The sequence below is a fragment of the Phenylobacterium sp. genome (genome assembly GCF_036264965.1).
Lineage (GTDB): Bacteria > Pseudomonadota > Alphaproteobacteria > Caulobacterales > Caulobacteraceae > Phenylobacterium.
In genome coordinates, this window is record NZ_DATAPY010000030.1 from 52237 (window position 1) to 76017 (window position 23781).

The following is a 23781-nucleotide window of genomic DNA, read 5'->3' on the forward strand; positions in this document are numbered from 1 at the left end:
TGCGGCTCCGACCCCCGTGCAGACTGCCGCCCAACAGACAAAGAACTCTTGGGGGAAACGACGATGATCACTTTCAGCCGTGGGCGGAGCATTGCCTCCGTGGTCTCAGACCGTGGCCCGGCGCTCTTCGGTTCCTGCGCCCTCGGCGCGCTGATGGCCTGCGGCCTCGCCGCGGCGCCCGCCCCCGCTCATGCCGAAGCCGACGCCCCGGCCAAGGGATCAGGCGTGGAAGTCTCCGAACTGGTGGTGACCGCCCAGAAGCGTGAAGAACGCCTGCAAGATGTCCCGATCTCCATCTCGGTCGTGACGCCGGCGGTCCTGGCGGCCACCAACGCCAAGAACCTGACCGAACTCTCCGGCGCCGTCCCGGGCGTGCAGTTCAACGGCAACGGCGTCGGCGGGCGCACCTATCTCAGCATGCGCGGCACCTCGGGCTCGGCCCTCAACACCGGCGACGAGCCGGTCGCCATCTACATGGATGACGTCTACCTGGCGCGCGGCGTGGCGATCGGGACCGAGGATCTGCTCGACATGGGGTCCATCGAAATTGTCCGCGGGCCGCAGGGCACCCTGCAGGGCCGCAACGCCACCGCTGGCGCCATCCTGTTGCACAGCGCCGACCCGACCAGCACGCCGGAGGGCTATTTCAGCGCCCAGGCCAAGGACACGTCGGAATACCGCTTCCAGGGGGCCGTCTCAGGTCCGCTCGGGAACGGCTTCACCGGCCGGCTCTCCGCCGGCGGCGTGGATGCGCGCGGCTGGGCCAAGAACACCTTCGACGGCTCACATATCGCGGGCGGGGAAAGCGGTCAGATCCGCGCCGTCGTGGCCTATTCCGGCGACAGCCCGCTGACGGCGCGGCTCTCGGCGGACTACGGCTCGATCAGCAACACGCCCGCCCTGTTCCGCAACGCCGCCACGACCTTCAGCACGTCGCCGACCGGCAACCTGATCCCTGTGGCGACGCCGAACGTGCCGCTACCGGCGGCGCAGAAGGATGCGATCTACAACGACAACAACTATTCGTCGGACCCGACCACCCACACCACGCTGGACGTGGGCGGGGCGGCCGCGAAGCTCACCTACGCGCTGGGCGCCGCGGACCTCGTCTCGATCTCCGGCTACCGCTACACGCACGTCTTCGGCCAGAACAACTCCGCAGGCCTGGCGACGCCGCCGCGCCTGGGCTTCAACAACAACGACGATCGCAGCAGTGAATTTAGCCAGGAGCTGCGGCTGCAGTCGCATGGCGACACACGGTTTTCCTGGATCACGGGCCTCTACTATTTCCACGAGGACCAGGACTACGCCGACACCATCTACAACCTGCAGTTCTCAACACCGACGTCGACCGCGTCCTTCTACCACGGCAACCAGAAGACCGACTCCTATGCGGCCTTCGCCGACGCCACCTTCAAGGTCACCGATCAGTTCCAGATCATCGGCGGGGTGCGCTATTCGCACGATCACAAGGATCTCAACTCCGGGATCCAGGTCACCAACACGATCACGGGCGCGGTCACCAACACGCCATACGTCGGCAGCGCCAGCTGGGCCGACACCACCTACCGCGTGAAAGCGGTTTACCACCCGATCACGGACGTCATGTTGTTCATCGGCTACGGGACGGGCTTCCGGGCGGGTGGCTACAACGACTTCGCCGTGCAGCCGCCGTTCGCACCGGAGACCAACGCCTCACTGGAAGGCGGCATCAAGGGCGACTTCCTCGACCGCCGCCTCAGCTTGTCGTTCACGGCCTACCAGAACGAGTACAAGAACCTGCAGCTTCGGGCGGGCGTGCCGACCGGCGGCGCGATCATCACCAACGCCGGCGCCTCCGAGATCAAGGGCTTCGAGTTCGAGGTCAATGCGCGGCCGTTCGAGCACACGGTCATCTCGGCGAACACCGCCTACACCGACGCCTACTTCAAGACCTTCCCCAAGGCCGTCGATATCTTCAACAACTTCGTCAACGCCGCGGGCAACAGCCTGCCGAACGCGCCGAAGTGGGCGGCCTTCGCTTCGATCGGCCAGGAATTCCCGCTGCGGAACGGCTGGATGGCGGTGGCGGAAGCCAACTTCCGCTGGCGCGACAAGATCTACTTCTACTTCACCAACCAGAACGCCACGCCCTGGTACGATGGCGCGGGCGGGACGGTCGGCGCGCGGGTTTCGCTGCACAGCCCCGACAACAAGTGGACATTCGCTGCGTTCGGCTCGAACCTGAACAACGCCCGCATCGTCCAGACCGACGTTGTGACCTTCAGCTATCCCGAGGTCAGCTTGAACGAGCCCCGCGTGTTCGGGATTTCCGTGGATCGCCGGTTCTAGGCCGATGACGCCAGAGTCCCTTGATGTGGGCGCCGCCGCCGGACACGAATTCCGGCGGCACTGGCGCGCGCTGCTCGGGGCGATGATCGCCGCCTCGGTCGGCGTCATCGGGCTCAACGCCTACACCGGCGGGGCCTTCGTCCCCGAGCTGGTCGCCAAGGTGGGCTACACCCGCGAGCAGCTGTCGCTCGCGACCTTCATGCTCTCGGCGACGGTTGCGCTCGTGGCGCCCTTCGTCGGCCAGGCGATCGATCGCTGGGGCGCCACCCGGATCATCGGCTTCGCGGTGGTCGGCGAGGCGCTCGGGTTTCTTGGAATGGGGGCTGCGCCCGCCCACTTCGGCTGGTTCGCCACGGCCATGGTTGTGCTGGCCTTGCTCGGCGTCGGGACCGCGCCGCCGACCTACGCGCGGGTCGTGGCGGCCAGGTTCAACCGCCGCCGGGGGTTAGCGCTCGGCCTGATGATCAGCGGGCTCGGCGTCACCGCGATCGCCGCGCCGATGGTGATGACCCGCGTCATCGCGGCGGTCGGATGGCGCGGTGGCTATTGGACGCTCGCAGCTTTTGCGTTGGTCATGGGCGCTCTCGGTCTCTGGCTCATCCGCCAGGATCCCGCGCCGGTGTCGGCCGCAGCCGCCGAAGACCATGCGGACCACGGCGACTGGAGCGCGCTTAGCCGGCCCCTCTATTGGTTCATTCTGGCCTGTTTCGCCGCGCCCGCCCTGTTCGGCGGTGGCTACCTGTTGCACCTGATCACCATCCTGCGGCAGCGCGGCTTCGCACCCGATCAAGCCGCTCAGGTCCAGTCCCTTGTCGGCGTCTCGATCATCGCCGGCCGCTGCCTCTCCGGCGCCGCCCTCGATCGCTTCCGGGCGTCGTTCGTCGCCGCGGCAGTCTTCGCAATCTCGGCGGCAGGCACGGCCATGCTGCTGTCGTCGAGTGGGTCCATCCTCTGCCTGGCGGCCCTGGCGGTCGGCCTGACCATCGGCGCCGAACTCGACATCCTCGCCTTCACCGTCTCCCGGTACTTCGGCCTGGCCAGCTTCGGCCGGCTCTACAGTCTGGCCTATAGCGTCATGATCCTTGCCGGTGGCGCGAGCCCCTTGCTGATCGCCCGGCTGGCGCGGTCAGGTGACTACACCACAGCCATCGTCGTCTCGTCCGTCGGTGTCTTCCTCTCCGCCGTTGCCATCGCTCTGCTGCCCCGATCGGAGCGGCGAAGCGCGGTCGAGATAGGGGCCGCGAGCGTCGCTGAGGCCACGCTCTAGTCTCTAGCAACCCCTTGGCAGTCCTTTGTTTGGCCGGGCTGGCCGCACTGAGGCGGCACGGCTGACCGGTTTCTTCGTTGTTGAATATGTGAGGCAGCGTGAGGCGTGGCGTCGGGTTGGAAAGACGGCGAACGGCGATCGGCGAGGGTCTCGCGCGAAGGGTGGCAATGCGGCGCGGAAGCCAGGTCGAGAGATCAGGGGGCAATCGCCGCCGCCGGGGCACCCCGGTCGCCTTCCTTACCACCCGGGAGGCCGGCCCGCTTCTCGGATTGTCGCCGAGAACATTGGAGAAGCACCGCACCGGGGGCACAGGGCCAATCTATCGATAGCTCGGTGGTAGGGTTGTCTATGCCGTGGCGGACCTGATCGCCTGGGCGGATCGTGGCGTCCGACAATCGACGTCCGAGCAGCCTGCGACCAAGGTCGAACCCACCGCCCGTCATAGGATCTCCTGCGACTAGCCACGTCCACATGTGGACGTGTGGACGTGGCCTCCCCACCGCATTCCTAGGGGTACCGGGCCTGCTGGCCGCCGTAAGATTTTCTGAGCCGAATCGCCAAGCCAAGGCGTCGCATTTTGCGTGCACTGACATGCGACTTTTGGTGGCCCGCAGCACTCGCGGCCAGAAAGTTTTCCTGATAAATCAACGGCTAAATTTACTGAAATCTCAGTCCGCCCAGTCCGGTGTTGGAACGACTCTGTCGAAAGTTAATGAACAAAAACAACAACTTATCAGCGCGATTTTCGACTGCGCCAATGATGGACTGGACGTACGGATCAGTGTTTTCAATTACTTAGCGGAGCGCGTGTGCAAATCCTGTGCACGCGGTTCTCGTAAAATCTCGCATTTGTTCGCGGATTTGGACGGTCCGAACTGACAGTTTGGGATCCTCTCGGCTGCACTGGACGTCCGATCGCCGGGCAGCCCGGACGCTAGCGCCCCAGCGGCTTCAGGAACTCAAGGAGCAATGCGTTGACCTCATCGACGCCTTCTTCCGCGGCGCTATGGCCGACTCCAGGCAGCAGCACCTTCTTCCGCAGTCCGGGCATGTAGGTTTCGAGCTGGTCATAGACGCCGGTGATCTGTTCCAGCGCCGGGTCGGCGGCCCCGCCGATGAACATGCTGGGCTGGCGGACCACGGCGCCGTCCAGAAACGCGGTGATTTCCCAGTTCCGGTCGCGACAGCGGTAGTAGTTCAATGCTCCGGTGAATCCGGTGCGCGCGTATTCATCGACGTAGTAGTCGAGAGCCCGCGCGCTCAGCCAGGCGGGGAAATCCTTCGGCTCCGTGAAGGCGTTGAGAATGGGCTCGCCGGGCTCGATGAACAGCCGCCAGCGCTCGGCGCCGACGGCACTGCCGGAGACGGAGTAGTAGAGGCTGCGCAAGGTCTTGCGCGGGTCGGCGGCCAGTTCGCGATCCGGCTTGCCCACCTCCTGGAAGTAGAGGTGGTGATAGACCCGCCCCTTGGCCATTTCCCGCAAAGCGACGGTCGGCCTGATCTTTCCACGCGGTGGCACGGGCGTATTGAGCATCACCAGGGCGCGGAACAGATCCGGCCGCAGCATTGCGGCCGCCTGGGCCACCCATGCACCCAGGTCGTGCCCTACGATCACCGCGGAGGTTTCGCCCAGGGCGGCCATCAGCCCAACCATATCGCCGACGGCTTGGCTCAAATCGTAGGCTTCGATGTCTTCTGGCCGCTCGGATCGCCCAAACCCCCGCTGGTCGGGCGCGACGACCCGGAAGCCGGCGCCGGCCAGGGCCACGATCTGGCGGCGCCACATGTACCAAAGGTAGGGGAAGCCATGCAGCAGGATGACCAGCGGGCCCTGCCCCTGGTCGACGTAGTGCAGGCGAATGCCGTTGACCTCGGCGAAGCAATGGTTGAACGCGCCGGGATCGTCGGCACCCAATGGCCCTGACGTGGCGGGCGACTGACCGGCGTGGCTTTCAGCGCTCGCGTTCATTGTCCTGTCCGTTCCTACAAGCTCTTGGCCGCTATCGTAGGCCTGACAGCCCGCCGCGTGCTAAGCATTGCGGGACATGACCTTGTGAAATTGGGACAGATGGCGACCCATGCCCATCCTGACGCGAAGCGCCAGCCTCACCGACTATGAAAACGTCGCCCGTGCGGCGGGGCTCGATCCGTTTCGTATGCTGCGGATGGCCAAGCTGCCGGCGAGGGTCCTCGACGATCCGAACATGATCATCAGTTCGGATTCCGTCGGCTGGCTGCTGGAGGAGTCCGCGCGCCTGTCTGGCCAGGAGTCCTTCGGACTGTTGCTCGCGGAAACCAGAACCGTGGCCAACTTTGGCATGCTGGCGCTGTTGATCCGGGAAGAGCCGACGCTGCGCGCGGCCGTGCAATCCCTCGTCCGATATATGGCGCTGCAGAATGCGGGCGTGCAACCGTGGCTCGAAGAGGATCAGGGCGACGTCGCGCTGCTGCATATAGGTGTCAACATGCAGCGCCACGGGGTCTGGCGTCAGCTCATCGAAACGTCGACCGCCATCGGTCTGCGGACGTTGAAAGCGCTGACGCGCAACACCTTCAGGCCCGTGGCGGTCAGTTTCACGCACGAGCCCCCGGCCAGCCTCGAGGTGCACCACCGTGTGCTGGGAACGGCTGTCGAGTTCTCGCAGGAATGCAACGCCATAGTGTGCAGCCGCAGAGATCTGGACACGCCGATCTCCACCGCAGATCCGACGCTGAATCGCGAGTTGAAGCGGTGGCTGGACATGCAGTTGGCCAACCTGCGCGACGAGCCGGCGGAGCGGGCGCGGCAGATCGTCAGGATGCTGCTGCCCAGCGGACTCTGTTCGGTGGATCAGGTCGCCCAGCATCTCGGCATGCATCGGCGCACACTTAACCGACACTTGGCGGTCGAGGGCGAGAGCGTCACCACGATCATCAACGCTGTACGGGCTGAACTCTCCCAGGAGCTTTTGGCCAACAGCAGACGCAGGCTGTACGAGGTCGCCGAACTCCTCGGCTTTTCCACCGCGGGTGACTTCTCCCGCTGGTTCCGGGGTCAGTTTGGCATGACGCCCTCGCAATGGGCGCTCCGCTACCGGGAAGGCGAGGCCGGACCCCATGTGAGGGAACTGGCGCCTTAGGAGCCCGTCGCCACTTGGGCCGATGATCCGGGGTGAACCGCCTCCTGCTCATGTCCCAACATGCGAAGATATCGTCCTGTAATGCGAATAGCCGCGCTATCTGAAGGCGTACTCTGAATTCCGCTGAGCAGGGATTGGAGACCTTCAATGACCACCACCGGCGCACTCCAGGACACGACCGCGCCCACGGCGCCCGCGATTGTCAGGCCCTCGGTGCGGCGGCATTCGATCAAGGTGGAGCTCTCCACACCTGCCATCGGCGCCGAACTCAGCAACGTCAGCCTGGCTGACGCTGCGCTGGATCCGGACCTCATCGCCGAGATCCGCGCGCTGTGGCTGAAGCACAAGGTCCTGTTCTTCCGCGATCAGGACGTCTCGCCGATGGAGCAACAGACCTTCGCGGCGCAGTTCGGCGAACTCGAAAGCCACCCCCTGGCTCCGAGCCATCCCGAGGCGGACAAGCTCTTGATGCTGTACCGCAACCTCGACGCGAACAGTCCCACCTGGGTCGATAAATCCAGCCGCGAAAACATTTGGCATGCCGACGTCACCTTCAAGAAGGCGCCGCCCCGCGGCGCGGTGTTGCGCCGCGAGCTGGGTCCGGAAACCGGCGGGGACACCATCTGGTCCAACATGGTGATGGCCTATGAAAATCTGCCGGAGGCCATCAAGCAGCGGATCGCGGGCCTGCGCGCCAAGCACAGCGCCGAGCAGACCTTCGGCGCCCAGCTGCCGATCGAAGAACGCCACGCGATGGCCGCGAAGAACCCCGCCACCGAACATCCTGTGGTCCTCACCCATCCCGAGACGGGGGAGAAGGTCCTGTTTGTGAACTCCGTGTTCACGACCCACTTCGCGAACTTCTACAATTTCGAGGACGTCCGATACGGCCAGGACTTCATGCCCGAGGCCCACCATCTGATGACCTACCTGACCTCTCAGGCCGCGGTTCCGGAATACCAGGTGCGCCTGAAATGGCGGACCAACACGGTCGCCATGTGGGACAATCTGCAGGTCCAGCACTACGCCGTGGCCGACTACGGAAAAGCGCCCAGGAAGATGCTTCGCGCCACCATCACCGGCGCTCCGCTGGTCTGAGCCTGGCGGTTCGTTCCGCCCAATTCAGGCCCACCCATCACCGCCAGCGCGATAGCCCCGCGCGTCCCCACCAACTCAACCCCACCATTGGAACAGACATGCTGCACGAACACATCGACACCGCCGTCATCGATGGCGACTCGCTGCCCTGGGTGCCGTTCACGCCGTACGCGGAAAACGTCCTGCTGAAGTACTTCAAGCTGGATCCGATCCGGGGCGAGGTGATCGTCATGATGAAGGCGCCGCTGGACATGCAGCTGCCTCGACACCACCACACCGGCACGGTCATGGTCTACACGATCGAGGGCCAGTGGAAGTACAAGGAGCACGACTGGGTCGCCCGGGCCGGCAGCGTCGTGTACGAGACCGCCGCCTCGACCCACACACCAGAAGTCATCAGCACGGAAAGCACCAGCGGATACGCCGTCATGCTGGTTCAGATGACGGGCGACCTCGCGTTCCTCGATGAGAACGACAACATCGTCGCGCTCGAAAACTGGAAGACCGGGATGCAGCGCTATCTCGCCTATTGCGAGAAGCATGGCCTGACGGCGAAAGACCTCACGGCGTTCAACTGAACCCGTCGCATCCCACAAGATGATGAACTTGATCCGTCAGGCGCCGGTCTTTGGCGAGGTCGACGCGTGACAGCCGTCGATCGAACCATGGCCCGGCCTGCCGCCAACGTTGACGGCCCCGCGCTGTCGGCGGAGCGCATCGCGCCGCGCGCTTGGCTGGTGTTCGCCGTCTCGTTCGGCCTACTGCTTTCGGACTACATGTCACGCCAGGTGTTGGCGGCGGTGTTTCCGCTGCTCAAGGCCGAGTGGCTGTTGACCGACGCCAAGCTGGGCACTTTGGGCGGCGCCGTCGCCCTGATGGTGGGCGTGCTGACCTTCCCGCTGTCGCTGCTGGCTGACCGGATCGGTCGCGTCCGAAGCGTCATCGCCATGGCGTTCACCTGGAGCCTGGCGACACTCGCCTGCGGACTCTGCGCCAGCTACGGCCAGCTGATGGCCGCGCGTCTGGCGCTGGGCGTGGGCGAAGCCGCCTACGCCAGCGTCGGCCTTGCGGTGGTCTTCACCTACTTTCCCCAGCGCCTGCGCGCCACGATCAGCGCCGCCTTCATGGCGGGCGGTGTCTTCGGTTCCTTCACCGGCGTCGCGCTCGGCGGCGCGATCGCGGCCCACGCCAGCTGGCGTGGCGCCTTCGCGGCCATGGGCGTCCTGGGCTTTGTGCTGACCGGACTCTATGCCCTGGTCCTTCGCGGACAACCGCCGGCGACCGCTGGCGAGCCACGGGAGTTCGCGTCGCGCCTCACGCCCCGCGCGTTGGCCGCCGGCCTTTTCGCGACCCCGGCTGTGACGGTGACCTATCTGGCGAACGGCCTGCAGCTCTTCGTGCTAGGGGCGCTGACCGCCTGGACGCCCAGCTATCTGAACAGGACCATGGGCGCCACGCCGCAAGCGGCGGCCGGCTTCGCCGCACTGCTGCTGCTCGCGAGCGGCGTCGGCATGATCGCCTGCGGGCGGATCAGCGACCGGCTCTCCGCCGCCAATCCGGGCCTGCGTCCCTGGCTTGCCGCCAGCTTTGCGCTGCTCACCTTCCTTGGACTGCAGGCGGCGCTCTGGGCGCCCGTCGGCCCGGCGCAGTTCGCCTGCGCCGCCATCGGCTTCTTCTGCGCGGGCGGGACGACCGGACCCGCAGGCGCGATCGTCGCCGATGGCGCGCCGCCCGCCCTGCATGGCTCGGCGCTGGCCGTCATGAGCCTGGCGATGAACCTCATCGGCCTCGCGCCGGGCCCTGCTGTCACCGGCCTCCTGGCCGACCGGCTGGGGCTGCACGCGGCGCTGCAGGTCGGTGTCTGCGCCGCCCTTCTATCGGCCGCCGCCTTCGCGCTCAGCGGCCGTCTGCGTCAACCAAAACCACACAACGCGGCCTGAATGGCCCAAATTAGGGGGAAACAAATGACCTATCGCAAACTCTGCCTTTGGGGCGCGTCCAGCCTCGCCATCGCGGCCTGGGCCGCGCCCGCGCTTGCCGACGCCGCTACCGCCGACGCGTCCGCCGCCGGCGCCGTCGAGGAAGTGGTCGTCACCGCCCAGAAGCGGGCGGAGAACATCCAGGATGTGCCGCTCTCGATCACCGCCGTCTCGGCGAAGGCCATGGAGGCCAAGGGTGTCGAGGACGCCAAGGACCTGGTGCGCGTCGTGCCGAACCTGCGGCTGGACTCCGTCGGCCAGCAGTCGGGCGTGGCACTGCGCATCCGCGGCTTCGGCGCCAGCTCCAACGCCGCCATCGACCCCAGCGTCGCGCCCTACATCGACGGCGTGTTCATTCCGCGGCCCGGCGCGATCCTGTCCAGCTTCCTGGATGTCGACAGCGTCGAGGTGCTGCGCGGCCCGCAAGGCACGCTTTTCGGCCGCAACGCCACCGTCGGCGCGATCTCGATTCGTACCCATGCGCCGGACCTGAACAGTTTCGCAGGCTCGATCGCCGGCGAACTCGGCAACTACGGCGAGCGCAAGATCGAGGGGATGGTCAACCTGCCGGTGAACGACCGCTTCGGCCTGCGCTTCGCGGGCCTGGCCACCAGCACCGACGGCTTCGCCAAGAACGTCATCGACGGCAAGACCTACGGCCAGCACGACACCGTCGAGGGCCGTGTTTCGGCCAAGTGGCTGGTCACCGACCACCTCACCTGGACGCTCCGCGCCGACTACGCCAAGACCAGCGGCGACGGCAACGCCATCAACCAGGTCGATACCTCAACGGCCAACGCGACCCAGCTGGCCAACTTCGCCGCGCGCACCGGCACCAACCCGGCCTCCCTGACCTATCCGCCGAGCTTCAACAACGTCGATCAGCGCTACAAAAACCAGAACCTGAACGACAAGCAGTACGGCGTCGCCAGTGACCTGAGCTGGGAGGTCGGCGACGGCCACACCCTGCGGCTCATCGACTCCTGGCGCAGCTGGAAGGACGAGCAGAGCGACGGCGACGTCGTCTTTTCCCCGCTCGACCTGCTCTCCCGCGACGCCAGGTTCGACAGCGACAGCGACAGCCACGAACTGCAGTTCATCAGCAGGAAGGGCGCGTTCCTGGACGGCAAGCTGGACTTTGTCGCCGGACTCTATGACTTCGAGGAGACGTACCAGATCGGCGAGGTGCTCAACCTCGGCAGCCAGTACTGCAGCTTCGCCGTCGCCGCGGCCGCCCCGCCGCTGGTGGGCGCCTGCAACGCCAGCCCGAAGAACGCCGCCGCCACTGGCGCGTTCGACCAGAAGGCCACCAGTCTCGCCGCCTACGTCCAGGGCAACTATGCGCTCACGCCGACGGTCGACCTGACGCTGGGCGCCCGCGAAACCCAGGACAAGAAGATCGGCAGCTTCGTCGAGACCCTGGCCAATCCGACGGCGGCGCTGCTGCGCGTGCCGGAGAACACCCAGCTGAGCTTCAAGGACACCCAGCCGTCGTGGCGAGGGAATGTGAGCTGGCACATCAACCCCGACGTCATGGCCTTCGTGACCTATTCGACGGGCTACAAGTCGGGCGGCTTCAACTCCGCCGGCGGGGCCGCGGCGGTGGGCCAGAAGCGCATCTTCAATTCCGAGACCTCGAAGGACTGGGAAGCCGGTGTGAAGTCGGTGCTGTTCGACCGGCGCCTGCTGGTGAACCTCACCGCCTACCGCACCGACCTCGACAACTTCCAGGACCGCTCGTTCGACGGCGTCAGCTTCATCGTCCGCAACGCCGGCGACGTCCGCGCCCAGGGCGTCGAACTGGAGGCCCAGGCCAAGCCCACCAACCACATCAACATCGACCTGGGCGTGGCCTACCTGGACTCCACCTTCACGGCGAACCACAACGCGCCTGGCCTGCCGGCCTGCAACGGCACGGCCACGTCCTGCCCGCTGACCCAGGACCTGACCGGTCGCACGCCGAACTTCTCGCCCAAGTGGAACAACACCCTGGGTCTCGAGTACGTCACCGATCCGCTGTTCGGCGGCTTCACGGCCACCTTCCGGGCGGACGCGACCTACAATTCCAGCTACTCCACGACCAACGACCTCAACCCGCAGGGTATCGTCGAGGGCGTCACCTTGTATGGCGCGCGGGTGACGTTCGTGAGCCCCGACAAGAGCTGGAAAGTCGCGCTGTTCGGCCAGAACCTTACCGACGAGCATGTGTTCACGACCAAGTTCGCCCAGACCCTGGACTCCCTGTTCGGCGTCCGCGTTCCCGCCACGGGCGCGACCCTGCTGCGCGGCTTCATGAACACGCCCCGGACCTACGGCGTGCGGATCGCCAAGACCTTCTGATCGGGCGAGGCGAATCTTTGTGGCGGTGGCCGGACGCAATATCCTTCCCGGCTTGGCGCTGTGCGTAGCGATCACCGCCGCGGCTGCAGTGGCGCAGCTTGTGGAAACGCGCCTGTTCGGCCGGTCCTGGCTGGAGGCGCTGGTCATCGCCATCCTGCTGGGAACGGCGGTCCGCACCGCCTGGACGCCAGGTTCGAGATGGATCCCAGGGATAGAATTCAGCGCCAAGACCCTGCTGGAGGTCGCCGTCGTCCTGCTCGGCGCGACGGTGAGCGCGCGGATGATCCTGGGCGCCGGCCCCGCGCTGCTGGCCGGCATCGTCGGCGTGGTTTGCATCGGGCTCATGGCGAGCTATGGCCTGGGCCGTCTGTTCGGCTTGCCGCGGCGGATGGCGACGCTGATCGCGTGCGGGAATTCCATCTGCGGCAACTCCGCCATCGCCGCGGTCGCGCCCGTGATCGGGGCGGACGGGGAGGATGTCGCCGCGTCGATCGCCTTTACCGCGGTGCTCGGCGTGGTCGTCGTCCTGGGGCTGCCGCTCCTGGCCGTCGCTTGGGGCATGACGCCGCGAACTTTTGGCGTGTTCGCCGGCCTCACGGTCTATGCCGTGCCTCAGGTCTTGGCCGCCACCGCGCCGATCAGCTCGCTTTCCGCGCAGATCGGAACTCTGGTGAAGCTGGTACGGGTCCTGATGCTGGGGCCCGTCGTGCTGGCGCTTTCGTTGCTGGTCCGGCGAGAGCGGGGCGAACCGGACGAGACGGCGCCCGCCCTCGCCGCGGGCGACCGCCCAAAGCGCGGCCGACCTGCGCTGCATCAGCTGGTTCCGTGGTTCATCGTCGGCTTCCTGCTGCTGGTCGTGGTGAGATCGACCGGCGCCTTGCCTCAGGCTCTGTTGGATCCGGTCTCCCATGCCGCCACTTGTCTGACCATCGTCTCCATGGCGGCGTTGGGCCTGGGGGTGGACATTCGCGTCGTCGGCAAGGCGGGTCCGCGGGTCACCGCGGTGGTGACGTTGTCGCTGCTGGTCCTGGCCGGCGTGGCGCTGCTGATGATCCGCGTCTTGGGTCTCACTTGAGTCAGCCCGTCCTCCGGGCGTTGTCAGGTCAGCAAAACCGCACCCCAGGCTCGTCCATCCGCTGGCCCACGAACCGATTTTGATGCGATAGCGCAGGTGGCCCTCAGGCGACCGAGCTCACCGCAGGGAAGGTGAAAATCTTGGCTGCAGCGCTAACCTGACAGTATTGAGGCGTGGGTGCGATGTTGCCGGAAATGCTGCGTGGAGGTCGCAAAAAGGGGTGCCGCCAAGGCGCCGCCGATCAATGCGAAGCGCGGCGGCTGGGCAATCGACGAACTGGCGGTTTGGGACGGTGTGATGGAGCTTGCCAAGCTCTGGGCCTGGGTCGTGACGTCACTTACCGTGTTCACGTTTTCCGGCATCATGCGCCGCTTCACGTTCCGCTCATAGCGACTCAGCGTCCGGACTTTTGGGGCGGCTCGGGGCGCCTCAGCGCGCGGGTGCAGTCGCCGCTCGACAACTGCAGGCTGGTTGTCGCCGAACCTCTCCCGTGGTCCGGTCGGCGAATGTGTTGGTGTGGACGGCCTCTCATCCCAACGGCTTCATGACGCTTCGGCGTCAGGCCAGATGAGAGGAGAGACCAGTGAACATACCTACACGCATCGGCATGGACACCGCCAAGTCGGTGTTCCAGCTCCACGGCAGGACGCGGGGTTTTTTAATGTCCCGCGCCGTCCGGAGCTCAGACCGGACGGACACCATGACCCACGAAGACCAGGCCGACGATGGCGCGGACGCCGTCGCCAAGTTCCGCAAGCTGCTGGGCCGGCGCCTTCCGCAGCGTATCCAGGCGCGGATCGACAGCCCAGCCGGCATGGCGGGCCTGTGTGCCGTGGAGGCGAGGCTGGCGGACTGCTGGGCGGTCGACGTCTCGAAAGAGTTTGTCTGGCTGACCCGCAGCCCCGCGACCGCGTGTGATCGGCTGGAGCTTCGCGCCTTCGCCGATGGGGACGTCATCTGCGAGGCGGTGTTCCAGCTCGGGATATAACGAGGCTGCGATGACGTCCTAGTGTGGAGTGAGCCGGTCCTAGACGGCCTTTTCTTTCACTGAGGGGTCAGCATCGACAATCACTGGAGCGACCGGGGTATGGACAAGCGAGACCTTGGTCCCCGGGTTCATGTCGTCCAGATCCACCCGCGCACCGAGTTGGCGAGCCAAGGCCTGGATGATGCTGGTGCCAAGGCCTGAGGTGGCCGGGGGGCCGCTCGGCATGCCTACGCCGGTATCAGCCACCGAGAGCGTCCACATTGGCCCTTCGGTCTGATAGTCGACCGTGATCTTACCCGCGCGATCGTCTGTGAAGGCGTGTTTCAGGGCGTTAATCACCAGTTCTGTGACGACCAAGCCGATGCTGAGGGAGACGCCGCCATCGACGGTGACATCCTCGGCGACCACCTCAAGACTAAGTCTGTTGGGATCGGGGATCATAGAGGCGGCGATGGTCGCGCACAGCTTGGTCAGGTAGGTCCGCAGCGCGACCGTCCCCGTCGTAGCCCCCGCCAGCTGGTGCTGCAGGTCCGCGATGGACATTACCCGGGCATGGGCGTCTCGCAGTTGGTTGCGCGCTTCTTCTGACTGCGCGGAGCGGGCGTTTTGCATGAGAACGCTGGCGATGATCTGCAGGCTGTTCGCGACCCTGTGTTTGATCTCTTCCATCAGGGCTTGGTTCTCGATGGCCAGTTCGTCGTTACGGACGGCATTCGCCCGCAGCTGGTCCTGATCCTTCTTGGTCGCCAGCCTGCTGTCGGTGACATCGGAGATGGCCACCAGAAGCCGCAGCTTGTCAGGCTCGCCGTAGGCGATTTTCTGCACGTTGATCACCAGGCGGCGGTCGGCTTGGCCTGAACGCTTCAGGTCCATCTCGTAGGCGTCGATACTGATGACCCCGTCGGCGGTGTTTTGAAGCAGCTGGCCCAGCTGAGGCACGCGCCATTCGCCGACGCCAAGCGCCGTCAGCGTGCTTCCGGCAACCGTTTTCGGATCGAGGCCAAAAGCATGGCTGAAAGATCCACTGGCCGCGATGATCTTCAGATCACCATCGATCAGCAGCAAAGGACCCACGGAGGCAGTGACCAGCGCCAGGGCCAGGCTCTGCCCCGGATCGCTTGGGTTCACGATACTTTGGGCGGGCACGGATGGCCCTTTCATGTAACCGGAGGCTCGCGGTGCGAAAGCCGTCCCGGCCTGCAAAGCAGACGCACTGGCCGAGTGGCCAATAGCTGTATCACATCGCGGCCTGAACCTGCCCTGAATACCTGCGGCCAATGAGCCAACCCATCGGACGCCTTTTAGACGTCCGGTCCTGTGCCAGTGCCAGCTCAGCGGAATTTCAGAAAGTCAGCCAAACGGAGAGCGACCACCGGCGGCGCTATCTCCCAATGGGTTTTTGCACAGCTTGCCCCGCAACGCCCCAAGAGGCGGAGAGCGGCCGGCGGGCGTGCTCGGTCCCGCCGCGTTCCGCGGCTCCCACGGGTCCGCCCCTTCGGGCGCCTGCGGCGCCGGCGGCCGCTCGGGCGGCGTCCCGCCGTGCAGCGCCGGGCTGGCGCCTGTCGCGCAGGCTCCTTGCGGCCCATCTAAAGGTTGGGGCTTAGGGCTCCGCCCCGAGAGCGTCGATTGGCGTGCCAACAGGTCCTGACGCGGAGTGGCATCCATGGGTGTGACGGTCGAGCAGGGCTTCAAGCGCACCCTGGAGACGCGGCAGCAGGCCGACGGCAGGCGATGCCGTCGGAAGCTTCGCGGGACCTTGAGCGCGCCGCTGGCGGACGAACGCTTCCACCACAAGCTTCATGGCGGCGATGGCGGCGTCGGAATTGAGCACGGTGGCGGCCATGACCACCCCGTGCTCGGTGAACGCCCATGGCGAATAGCGCCGACCTCCGCGGCCCGTGTTTGAGGTCGCATTTTGCGACCTCAAAGCCGTGGATTCCGCCGCGGTCAGCCGAAAGGCGTAGCCCTCGAAGCGGGTTTCGTTTCGGCGCACCTGCTCGTTCAGGCGCTTGGTTTCGACCCCGAACACCAAGGCCAGGTCCTCGTCGAGCACGATCCACTGGCCCCGCACGAGGTGCGTTGGGACCTTCGATCGGCTGGGGCTGGGAACCAAGGCTTTCATCGACGACCTCGTTTGAGGTCGCAAAATGCGATCTCAAACGCCGCCCAGCTTATCAAAGCGGGACGAGGCTCGCCGTCGCCGATCACCGCCGATTCTACGATCAGCGACATTATTCAGCGGCCCATTTGGACGCCAGAGAATGCAGCGCCTCCGGCCGAAGGTGGGTGTAGCGCCGCAGCATCTTCCAGTCCTTGTGACCGGTGACCAAGGCGACCTGGTGGATTTGGAACCCAGCCTCAAACAGCCGGCTCGTGCCCCCGTGGCGAAGGTCGTGGAAGTGGAGGTCCTCGATCCCAAGGTCCTGGCAGGCGCGGGGGAAGACGGTGCTGATCGACTTGTGCTTGAACGGGAAGATCCGGTCATCGTCGTTGGACCGGAAGGAGCGCTGTTCCTCGATCAGGGCGTTGGCGTCGTAGCCGGAGACCGCCAGCAAGGGAATCGTCTGTCGTTGCCCTTCTTGGCCCGCGGATCCTTGCGGTCGCGGATTGTCAGCATCTTGGTCCGCCCATTGTGGTCGGGCCAGACGACCCGGCAAATCTCCTCCTGCCGCATGGTGCTCGCGACCGCGTACTTGATGATCCGGCCCATCGGGATGATCTGCCGCGGATTGGAATCGAAGTGGTGGATCAACCGGGCCAGCTCCTCCTCGGTGGGGCGACGGTCTCGCTCGTTGCGGGGGCCAACCAGACCCAACCGCTTCAGCGCGATCCGCCCCAGGTCGACGGGTTCGACTTGCACTAGGAGCCCGTGCACGGCGGCCGCATGCTGCAGCACCAGCTTGATGACGCCGACGTCGATGCCGATGGTCGTGGGGCCCGCGCCTTCCGCCGACCGGTCCCGGCCGAAGTTGATGATGCCTCGCGGTCGATTTCGATCATCGTCTTTTGGCCGAGACGCCGCTTCAGCATCAGGAGCGTCGCATGTTTTGATCGGCCCGGCGCCTTGCCGACCTCTTTCATGTCACTGATATGCAGGTCGATGAGATCACCAAAGCTCTGCGCTCGGGCGATGCCCGACGTAACCGGCGTCTCACCACGATCGATCTTCCGCTCGGACTCCAGCCCCCAGGACTTGGCGTCGTCGTGGCGAACGAACGTCTCATTGACGTAGCGGCCCTTCCGTCGGACTTGGACCCGCCAGGAGCCTGATTTGAGCCGTGTGATCGACGCCATTTCCGTGTGCGCTCCGTGTGCACTGACTAGTCGAAAGGTGGCGAAAAACGTCGTGAGACGTCGTAAAACCGAGTGCAGACGCCTTCACCTAACGATTTGAGACTACACAAAAAGTTATGCAATTTCAAGCGCATAGACTGGCCATTGCGCCTATGATGGATTGGACCGATCGGCATTGCCGGAGCCTGCATCGGACGCTGACATCGCGGGCGGTGCTCTACACGGAGATGCTGACCACCGGGGCGATCCTGCATGGGGACCGGGCGCGGCTACTGGATTTCGACGCCGCGGAGCATCCGGTGGCGCTGCAGCTTGGCGGTTCGGAACCGGCCGACCTGGCGGAGGCCGCGCGGATCGGCGAGGCCTGGGGCTATGACGAGATCAACCTCAACGTCGGTTGTCCGTCGGACCGGGTGCAGTCGGGCCAGTTCGGCGCCTGCCTGATGCGCGAGCCGGAGCTGGTGGCTGAGGGCATGGCCGCCATGGCCGCGGCGGTGAAGGTCCCGGTGACTGTGAAGTGCCGGATCGGCGTCGACGACCAGGACCCGGAGGAGAGCCTGTTCCGGCTGGTCGACCTCTGCGCCGCCGCCGGCGTGCGCCACTTCGTGGTCCATGCGCGCAAGGCGCTGCTCAAGGGCCTGTCGCCGAAGGAGAACCGCGACGTGCCCCCGCTCGACTATCCGCTGGTCTATCGCCTCAAGGCCGAGCGGCCCGACCTGACCATCGTCATCAACGGCGGCATCGGTTCGCTGGACGAAGCTGCGGCGCACCTGGCCCACGTCGACGGGGTGATGCTGGGCCGCGCGGCCTACCACACGCCGGGGCTGCTGGGCGAAGCCGACGCGCGGCTGTTCGGGGCGGACGTGACGGTAACGCCGGCGCAGGCCGTCGAGCGCTACCGGCACTACATCGCGCGTGAACTGGCGGCGGGGACGCACCTGGCGGCCATGACCCGGCACATGCTGGGCCTGTTCCACGGGAGCCCCGGCGCGCGCACCTGGCGGCGAATCCTGACGGTGGAAAGCGTCAAGCCCGGCGCGGGCTTGGAGGTCGTGGACGCGGCCTTGGCCGCGGTCTCAGGGCTGCAGGATCAGCGCCTGGCGCGTCGCCTGGAAGCTGGCGAGGCGGCCTAGGTAGCTCATCCCGAGCAGGGAGGCGTCCAGGCCCTTTTCGATCACCAGGGCGTCGACATTCTGCAGCCGGGCGCCGGCCACGGTCACCTCGGCGAGCTTGACGGCGGCGGCGCGGGTCTCGCCCGCGGCGGTGGTCACCCGGTAGGTGAATTTCAGGTCGGCCTGGTTGAAGCCCAGCCGCTCAGCGTCGGCGGGCGTCAGCGCCACGGCGGTCGCGCCGGTGTCCACCAGGAAGCGGATGTGCGAGCCGTTCACCAGGCCCTCGGCCCAGTAGTGACCGTCGCTGGCCTTGGCGATCGACGACGGCCCGGATGTGGGCGCGGCCGGAGCATAGGCGGCCGGGGCTGCGGCCTGGGCGTTGGCGGCGCGCAGCGGCGGCAGGCGGTTGGAGACCGTCACGATGGTCTCGGCGCTGACCACGGCCGACAGGCCGGCGAGCGCCGCCACGGCTGCGAATTTCAGGGCGTCCGACACGCGCTGGGCTACCTCGCCTGGAGATCCCGGGAGTCGGGATTTGCGCGCGGAGGTTAGGCGCCAGGGGGTTTTGAAGCCGTGAACGGGTAGGCTTAACCAAACATGGCCAGTTTTTCGGGCCGGATGCGACTGCGGCGGCCCGGCAGGTCGGCCATGATCGCCGCGCGCGCCTCGTCAGTCAGCTGCGACCAGCCGGCGACTTCGCTGAGCTGGCGGTAGCAGCCCATGCAGAGCCCACTCTCGCCATCCACCACGCAGACCTTGATGCAGGGCGTGGCGATGGCCTTCGGCGGGCCGCCGGGCGGAGGGGGCTCAGGGGTTCTCATGACTGGGGGATAGCGTAGGTGACCGTCGCCTGCGCCGCCAGCCGCTCAGGCGCCTCGGTCCAGATGCGCACGTCGCAGACGGCGTTGCGGCGGCCGAGCCTCAGCATCTCGGCGCTGGCGTGGATGTCGCCCGGCGCTGCGCCGCGCAGGAAGTTGATGGTCAAGGACGAGGTCACCGCCATCAACTGGTCGCCGATGTGCGCCAGCACAAGGGCGTAGGCCGCGGTGTCCGACAGCGACATCAGGGTCGGGCCGGAGATCACCCCGCCCGGCCGCAACAGGCCCTCGCGGTAGGGGGCCATGACGTCGACCCTTCCTGGCGAGACCGCGGTCACGGTCGGGAAGGCGGCCGGCGTGGCGTCCGGGAAGGCCTTGCGCAGCAGGGCGTTGACGCCGGCGGCGTCCAGCACAGGGGTCAGCGTGGCCATGGCGCTTCATGCAATCTGCACAGCATCCGGACAAGTAAATTATAGTCATCTGTCATTCCAGTGTATCCGTAACATGTGACGATCATTAAATACTGTTCATTGCTTCCAATTAATTTGAGATTCCGCAGAGTACAGGCCATTTTCATGTCGGGGACTGTTTTGAGGGAGAAATGACGATGAAATCGACCGCGGTTCTTCTCGCAGCCCTGAGCCTGGCCGTCGCCGGTCAAGCCAGCGTCGCCGCCGCATCGGACCACCTCACCGACGTCGACTGGCTGAAGGCCAACCGCTGCCGCGGCCTGGCCGCCGGCTTTGGCGTCAACGACGCGTCCAGCCTCGACACCCTGATCAAGGCGGAGGGCCGCAACCGCCAGGAGATTGTCTACGCCAAGGGTCAGGAAGAGCAGACGCGCGGCAAGCGCGACGCGGCCAAGACCGACGGCAAGGACCGCTATGAGGCCGAGCTGAACGGCTACTGCACCGCCTTCCTCGGCGGCAAGAGCACTGCGTCGGCCCGCTAGAACCTTCCCGGTTCAGGTGGGACACCTGAACCGGACAAGCAAACGGTCTACCAAAAAAAGGTTTGCGCGCGTCGGACGGGTGAACCGGCATCCACTTCACCCTGACGCGCTCTGGACCCTGGGCGGATATCGCCCCACCTCGGCTCATCGCCGGCGCGCCGACACCCCAGACGGCGCGCTTTTTCTTGGCCGATCAGGTCCTTGCAGTCTCATCGGCGGGAACCCTACCTTCACCGCATGCCTTTGAACCCTCGACCGGAGGGCAGGGCGGTCGGCGAGCGAAGGGTCTGTGACGATTTGAGTTCGGCGAGCGGACCCCCGTTGCTCCGGGTCGGAGAGACCTGCTGGCGCACGGCGCGGGCGGATCGCGCGGCCTTCCTGGTGGACACCGAGGCCTATTTCACGGCGGTGTTCGACGCGTTGCAGAAGGCGCGCCGCTCGGTGCTGCTGCTGGGCTGGGGGTTCGATCCGCGCACCCGGCTGTTCCCGGACGGCTATGAAGGTCCGGACGATCCGGACGAGGTCGGGCGCATCCTGGTTGAGCTGGCGCGAGCCCGGCCGGAGCTCGACGTGCGCCTGCTGATCTGGCGCTCGGCCTTGCCCATCGCCGCCCAGCAGGATTTCTTCCCGCACAGGGCGCGGAGGTTCTTCAAGAACACGCCGGTGAAGTTCCGCCTGGACGACCAGGTGCCGTTCGGCGCTTGCCACCACCAGAAGGTGCTGGTCGTTGACGACCGCGTGGCCTTCTGCGGCGGGGGCGACATCTCGGTCGACCGCTGGGACACGCCGGGACATCGCGACAACGATCCGCGCCGGATCATGCCCGACCACGAATATCACGCACCGCGCCACGAGGTGGTGATGCTGGTCGATGGGCCGGCGGCGAAGGCGCTGGGCGACCTGTTCCGCGCCCGCTGGACCAACGCGACTCATGAGGTCATGGCCCTGCCGGAAGACGCCGGCGGCGATCCCTGGCCGCAGCACGTGCCGCCGGCCATCACCGGCGTCGAGGTCGCCATCGCCCGCACCGTGCCAAAGTGGAAGGCGCAGCCCGAGGTCGACGAGATCCGCCAGCTCACCCTGGCCTCGATCGCGGCGGCGAAGGAGACCATCTATCTTGAGAACCAGTACTTCACCTCGCCCCTGGTCACCGAGGCCCTGGCCGCGCGCCTGGCTGAGCCGGACGGGCCACAGGTGGTGCTGGTCTCCACCGGCCATGCGCCGAGCTGGTTCGACCACCTGACCATGGACCGGGCGCGCGGCGCGATGATCTGGCGGTTGCGCTCGGCCGATATCTTCGGCCGCTTCCGCGCCTTCTGGCCGGCGACCCGGAAGGGCGAGACGATCATCGTCCACTCCAAGACCACCGTCATCGACGATCGTGTGGTGCGAGTGGGCTCGGCCAACCTCAACAACCGCTCCGGCGGTTTCGACACCGAATGCGAGCTGACGGTGGAAAACGACGACAAAGAGGTCCGCGCGGCCATCGGCGCCTTTCGCGACCGGCTGGTGGGCCACTTTATGGGCGTGACCGGCGACGCGGTGGCCAAGGCCCGCGTCGATTTCGGCGGCCTGGTCGGCGCCATCGACGCGCTGAACCGCGATGGACGCCTGCGGCCCATCGAGCCGCCCAAGGTCACCGCCTTCGGTGAGTTCGTGGCCCAGTACCATCTGGGCGATCCGCAGGACCCGCGCGACTCCTGGAACCCCGTGCGGCGCCGCGAGCGGCTCTATGAGGCGGTGCGCGAGATGCAGATGCTGGGCGGGCCGGCGGCGATTGAATCGCTGGACGGCTAGCTCACCACCTCGAAATCCATCACCAACGGCAGATGGTCCGACGCCGCGCGGGTCTTGGGCGAGAAGGGGGCGAAGACGTCGAGAACCCGGATTTCGGGACTGACGAACAGGTGGTCGATCCGCAGCACCGGCAGGGGCGAGGGGAAGGTGGCGGTCGGCGTCTTGACCTTGGCCAGGGCGCGGGCCGGCGACAGACCCTTCAGGAAGGTGCGGTAGACCACCGACGTCGCCGTGGCGTTGAAGTCGCCTAGCAGGATCTTGGGGCCCTGGCATCTCGGGTCCTGCAGCCAGGCGGCGCCGGCGAGGTGCGCCGCCTGGATCTGCTGCTCGCGCGGCACGAGGCCCAGGTGGGTGTTGATGATCTGCACCGGCGCGCCCTCGATCTCGACCTCGACCCACAGGGCGCCGCGCGGCTCGAGTTGCGGGATCGGCCCATAGCCGGGCAGGGGCCCAACCTTCACCACCCGCTCGGGAAAGACGGTGAGGATGGCGTCGCCGTAGCGCTCCTCCTCGACGGTGAGCGCGGCGTGGAAGTGACAGGCCATGTCCAGCCGCCGGGCGATCTCGTGGGCCTGGTCCACGTGGCCCGTGCGGGCGCGGCCCACGTCCAGCTCCTGCAGGGCCACGATGTCCGGCTCCAGCGCCGCCAACACCTCGGCCACGCGGCCCACGTCCAGCCGCCGGTCGTTCCCGACGCAGCGGTGGACGTTGTAGGTGACGATGCGGGGCATGGCTCAGGCGTGCACGGCTTCTGCAATGGCGGCAAGGTCGAGGGAACGGCTGGAGCGGGGCTGTGGTTCGCGGTTAGGTTGTCGGAAGCGCCTCAGGAGAGTCGAATGCTGTCCGTTCTCGCCGCCATCCTGATGCAGGCCGCGGCGCCCGCGCCCGCCGTCGCTGCGGCGCCAAAGCCCAGTATCGTCACCAACCCCGATTGGCTGCGCATGCCGAGCGCAGAGGACATGGCCCGCTTCTATCCCAAGGCCGCCGTGGCCGCGCACATCGAGGGTCATGTGGTGCTGCATTGCACGGTCACCGCGGCCGGCGATCTCGCCGACTGCACGACGTCGAACGAGGACCCACCCGGCCAGGGTTTCGTCGAAGCCGCCCTGGGCGTCTCAAGCGTTTTCAAGATGAGGCCAATGACCCGCGATGGGATCCCGATCACCGGCGGTAAGATCAACATCCCAATCCGTTTTGGCCTGCCCAGGCCGGCGCTGTCCGCGGAAGCGGCGTTGCGTTGCTACGGCTATGCGGCGGCCGAGGCCGAGCGGAATCCGATGTCGGATGCGATCCAGGCTGGTCTATTCACCTTCAGCGTCCTCATCCAGGCGCGATTGCTCACGGAACATCCGCGGCCGTCTGAAGTCGCGGAGGTCTTGGCTTCACAGCGGAAGATCGCGGCCGCCAAGCTCGATGACCCGAAGTTCAGCGCCGAGCGCGGGGAGTGTGCTTCTATCTTGCCGCCAAATGCCATCGCTGACTTGCAGAGGAACCTGGCGACTGTTCCGAGATGACGCTTACGTAAACGTCATCTTCCCAGGCGTAGGGCTTCTGGCCTATGGTCGCGGGTACGCGGATACGCCGTAAATCGGCGCGTTCCGCGGCGGTCCA

General features: G+C 66.3%; 24 protein-coding genes and 1 pseudogene. 15 read left to right on the plus strand and 10 right to left on the minus strand.

Annotated elements, in window-relative coordinates:
• The first annotated feature begins 99 nt into the window (after positions 1-99).
• The 3 genes and pseudogenes from VHS75_RS03890 (at position 100) to VHS75_RS03900 (ending at position 4059) form a co-directional block, all read left to right on the plus strand.
• Positions 100-2331, plus strand: coding sequence for a TonB-dependent receptor (locus VHS75_RS03890; RefSeq protein ID WP_329637292.1), 2232 nt, complete (start codon positions 100-102; stop codon positions 2329-2331).
• A 4-nt stretch (positions 2332-2335) separates the two neighbouring features.
• Positions 2336-3598, plus strand: coding sequence for an MFS transporter (locus VHS75_RS03895; RefSeq protein WP_329637293.1), 1263 nt, complete (start codon positions 2336-2338; stop codon positions 3596-3598).
• 167 nt (positions 3599-3765) lie between these two features.
• Positions 3766-4059: pseudogene (locus VHS75_RS03900) on the plus strand (helix-turn-helix transcriptional regulator).
• Positions 4060-4532: 473 nt separating this feature from the next.
• On the opposite strand, the gene VHS75_RS03905 reads toward VHS75_RS03900, so the two are convergent.
• Positions 4533-5567, minus strand: coding sequence for an alpha/beta hydrolase (locus tag VHS75_RS03905; RefSeq protein WP_329637294.1), 1035 nt, complete (start codon positions 5565-5567; stop codon positions 4533-4535).
• Between the two features lie 109 nt (positions 5568-5676).
• Between VHS75_RS03905 and VHS75_RS03910 the strand changes: the two genes are divergently transcribed.
• The 8 genes from VHS75_RS03910 to VHS75_RS03945 all read left to right on the plus strand — a co-directional run bounded on the left by VHS75_RS03910 (position 5677) and on the right by VHS75_RS03945 (position 14197).
• Positions 5677-6717 (plus strand): AraC family transcriptional regulator, encoded by a 1041-nt coding sequence (locus tag VHS75_RS03910; RefSeq protein WP_329637295.1) that lies wholly within the window; start codon positions 5677-5679, stop codon positions 6715-6717.
• A gap of 147 nt (positions 6718-6864) precedes the next feature.
• Positions 6865-7815 carry a TauD/TfdA dioxygenase family protein gene (locus tag VHS75_RS03915; protein ID WP_329637296.1) on the plus strand — a complete coding sequence of 317 codons (951 nt, stop codon included), beginning with the start codon at positions 6865-6867 and terminating at the stop codon, positions 7813-7815.
• Between the two features lie 98 nt (positions 7816-7913).
• Positions 7914-8393 (plus strand): 2,4'-dihydroxyacetophenone dioxygenase family protein, encoded by a 480-nt coding sequence (locus tag VHS75_RS03920; protein WP_329637297.1) that lies wholly within the window; start codon positions 7914-7916, stop codon positions 8391-8393.
• Between the two features lie 87 nt (positions 8394-8480).
• Entirely contained in the window at positions 8481-9755 is a 1275-nt protein-coding gene (locus VHS75_RS03925) for an MFS transporter (protein WP_329637298.1), read from the plus strand.
• Positions 9756-9779: 24 nt separating this feature from the next.
• Complete coding sequence (locus VHS75_RS03930) at positions 9780-12134, plus strand: TonB-dependent receptor (RefSeq protein WP_329637299.1); 2355 nt, start codon at positions 9780-9782, stop codon at positions 12132-12134.
• A 19-nt stretch (positions 12135-12153) separates the two neighbouring features.
• A complete protein-coding gene (locus VHS75_RS03935) occupies positions 12154-13209 on the plus strand; it encodes a YeiH family protein (protein ID WP_329637300.1) in 1056 nt (351 codons plus the stop codon).
• A gap of 201 nt (positions 13210-13410) precedes the next feature.
• Entirely contained in the window at positions 13411-13599 is a 189-nt protein-coding gene (locus tag VHS75_RS03940; protein WP_329637301.1) for a hypothetical protein, read from the plus strand.
• Positions 13600-13909: 310 nt separating this feature from the next.
• Positions 13910-14197, plus strand: coding sequence for a hypothetical protein (locus VHS75_RS03945; RefSeq protein WP_329637302.1), 288 nt, complete (start codon positions 13910-13912; stop codon positions 14195-14197).
• Positions 14198-14236: 39 nt separating this feature from the next.
• On the opposite strand, the gene VHS75_RS03950 is transcribed toward VHS75_RS03945, so the two are convergent.
• The 5 genes from VHS75_RS03950 to VHS75_RS03970 form a co-directional block, all read right to left on the minus strand.
• On the minus strand, positions 14237-15343 hold the full coding sequence (locus tag VHS75_RS03950; RefSeq protein ID WP_329637303.1) for a sensor histidine kinase: 1107 nt from the start codon (positions 15341-15343) through the stop codon (positions 14237-14239).
• A gap of 454 nt (positions 15344-15797) precedes the next feature.
• The gene (locus VHS75_RS03955) at positions 15798-16319 is read right to left on the minus strand and encodes an ORF6N domain-containing protein (RefSeq protein ID WP_329637304.1); all 522 of its coding nucleotides are present in this window, start codon (positions 16317-16319) and stop codon (positions 15798-15800) included.
• Between the two features lie 109 nt (positions 16320-16428).
• Positions 16429-16752 carry a tyrosine-type recombinase/integrase gene (locus tag VHS75_RS03960; RefSeq protein ID WP_329637305.1) on the minus strand — a complete coding sequence of 108 codons (324 nt, stop codon included), beginning with the start codon at positions 16750-16752 and terminating at the stop codon, positions 16429-16431.
• Entirely contained in the window at positions 16716-17057 is a 342-nt protein-coding gene (locus tag VHS75_RS03965) for a hypothetical protein (protein ID WP_329637306.1), read from the minus strand. The genes VHS75_RS03960 and VHS75_RS03965 overlap by 37 nt, the downstream gene beginning before the upstream one ends.
• Positions 17057-17491, minus strand: coding sequence for a hypothetical protein (locus VHS75_RS03970; RefSeq protein WP_329637307.1), 435 nt, complete (start codon positions 17489-17491; stop codon positions 17057-17059). The genes VHS75_RS03965 and VHS75_RS03970 overlap by 1 nt, the downstream gene beginning before the upstream one ends.
• A gap of 116 nt (positions 17492-17607) precedes the next feature.
• Here VHS75_RS03970 and dusA point away from each other — a divergent pair, with 116 nt between their 5' ends.
• Complete coding sequence (gene dusA, locus VHS75_RS03975; RefSeq protein WP_329637308.1) at positions 17608-18624, plus strand: tRNA dihydrouridine(20/20a) synthase DusA; 1017 nt, start codon at positions 17608-17610, stop codon at positions 18622-18624.
• On the opposite strand, the gene VHS75_RS03980 is transcribed toward dusA, so the two are convergent.
• The 3 genes from VHS75_RS03980 to VHS75_RS03990 all read right to left on the minus strand — a co-directional run bounded on the left by VHS75_RS03980 (position 18568) and on the right by VHS75_RS03990 (position 19852).
• The gene (locus tag VHS75_RS03980; RefSeq protein ID WP_329637309.1) at positions 18568-19098 is read right to left on the minus strand and encodes a TIGR02281 family clan AA aspartic protease; all 531 of its coding nucleotides are present in this window, start codon (positions 19096-19098) and stop codon (positions 18568-18570) included. The genes dusA and VHS75_RS03980 overlap by 57 nt on opposite strands.
• 92 nt (positions 19099-19190) lie before the next feature.
• Positions 19191-19424 carry a DUF1289 domain-containing protein gene (locus VHS75_RS03985; protein WP_329637310.1) on the minus strand — a complete coding sequence of 78 codons (234 nt, stop codon included), beginning with the start codon at positions 19422-19424 and terminating at the stop codon, positions 19191-19193.
• Entirely contained in the window at positions 19421-19852 is a 432-nt protein-coding gene (locus VHS75_RS03990) for a PaaI family thioesterase (RefSeq protein WP_329637311.1), read from the minus strand. The genes VHS75_RS03985 and VHS75_RS03990 overlap by 4 nt, the downstream gene beginning before the upstream one ends.
• A gap of 176 nt (positions 19853-20028) precedes the next feature.
• On the opposite strand from VHS75_RS03990, the gene VHS75_RS03995 reads away from it, so the two are divergent.
• Positions 20029-20373 carry a hypothetical protein gene (locus VHS75_RS03995; protein ID WP_329637312.1) on the plus strand — a complete coding sequence of 115 codons (345 nt, stop codon included), beginning with the start codon at positions 20029-20031 and terminating at the stop codon, positions 20371-20373.
• A gap of 321 nt (positions 20374-20694) precedes the next feature.
• Positions 20695-22170 carry a phospholipase D-like domain-containing protein gene (locus tag VHS75_RS04000; protein WP_329637313.1) on the plus strand — a complete coding sequence of 492 codons (1476 nt, stop codon included), beginning with the start codon at positions 20695-20697 and terminating at the stop codon, positions 22168-22170.
• On the opposite strand, the gene VHS75_RS04005 is transcribed toward VHS75_RS04000, so the two are convergent.
• Positions 22167-22901 (minus strand): endonuclease/exonuclease/phosphatase family protein, encoded by a 735-nt coding sequence (locus VHS75_RS04005; protein WP_329637314.1) that lies wholly within the window; start codon positions 22899-22901, stop codon positions 22167-22169. The two genes, VHS75_RS04000 and VHS75_RS04005, sit on opposite strands and share 4 nt — an antisense overlap.
• Before the next feature lie 105 nt (positions 22902-23006).
• Here VHS75_RS04005 and VHS75_RS04010 point away from each other — a divergent pair, with 105 nt between their 5' ends.
• Positions 23007-23684: an energy transducer TonB gene (locus tag VHS75_RS04010; RefSeq protein ID WP_329637315.1), complete on the plus strand. Its 678-nt coding sequence runs from the start codon at positions 23007-23009 to the stop codon at positions 23682-23684.
• Positions 23685-23781 lie beyond the last annotated feature (97 nt).

Excerpts from the sequence above, each read along its gene's own strand:
- VHS75_RS03895 (WP_329637293.1), top strand. The coding sequence starts at position 2,336 with ATGACGCCAGAGTCCCTTGATGTGGGCGCCGCCGCCGGACACGAATTC.
- VHS75_RS03905 (WP_329637294.1), bottom strand. The coding sequence starts at position 5,567 with ATGAACGCGAGCGCTGAAAGCCACGCCGGTCAGTCGCCCGCCACGTCA.
- VHS75_RS03910 (WP_329637295.1), top strand. The coding sequence starts at position 5,677 with ATGCCCATCCTGACGCGAAGCGCCAGCCTCACCGACTATGAAAACGTC.
- VHS75_RS03915 (WP_329637296.1), top strand. The coding sequence starts at position 6,865 with ATGACCACCACCGGCGCACTCCAGGACACGACCGCGCCCACGGCGCCC.
- VHS75_RS03920 (WP_329637297.1), top strand. The coding sequence starts at position 7,914 with ATGCTGCACGAACACATCGACACCGCCGTCATCGATGGCGACTCGCTG.
- VHS75_RS03925 (WP_329637298.1), top strand. The coding sequence starts at position 8,481 with ATGGCCCGGCCTGCCGCCAACGTTGACGGCCCCGCGCTGTCGGCGGAG.
- VHS75_RS03930 (WP_329637299.1), top strand. The coding sequence starts at position 9,780 with ATGACCTATCGCAAACTCTGCCTTTGGGGCGCGTCCAGCCTCGCCATC.
- VHS75_RS03945 (WP_329637302.1), top strand. The coding sequence starts at position 13,910 with ATGACCCACGAAGACCAGGCCGACGATGGCGCGGACGCCGTCGCCAAG.
- VHS75_RS03955 (WP_329637304.1), bottom strand. The coding sequence starts at position 16,319 with ATGAAAGCCTTGGTTCCCAGCCCCAGCCGATCGAAGGTCCCAACGCAC.
- VHS75_RS03970 (WP_329637307.1), bottom strand. The coding sequence starts at position 17,491 with ATGGCGTCGATCACACGGCTCAAATCAGGCTCCTGGCGGGTCCAAGTC.
- dusA (WP_329637308.1), top strand. The coding sequence starts at position 17,608 with ATGCAATTTCAAGCGCATAGACTGGCCATTGCGCCTATGATGGATTGG.
- VHS75_RS03985 (WP_329637310.1), bottom strand. The coding sequence starts at position 19,424 with ATGAGAACCCCTGAGCCCCCTCCGCCCGGCGGCCCGCCGAAGGCCATC.
- VHS75_RS03990 (WP_329637311.1), bottom strand. The coding sequence starts at position 19,852 with ATGGCCACGCTGACCCCTGTGCTGGACGCCGCCGGCGTCAACGCCCTG.
- VHS75_RS03995 (WP_329637312.1), top strand. The coding sequence starts at position 20,029 with ATGAAATCGACCGCGGTTCTTCTCGCAGCCCTGAGCCTGGCCGTCGCC.
- VHS75_RS04005 (WP_329637314.1), bottom strand. The coding sequence starts at position 22,901 with ATGCCCCGCATCGTCACCTACAACGTCCACCGCTGCGTCGGGAACGAC.
- VHS75_RS04010 (WP_329637315.1), top strand. The coding sequence starts at position 23,007 with ATGCTGTCCGTTCTCGCCGCCATCCTGATGCAGGCCGCGGCGCCCGCG.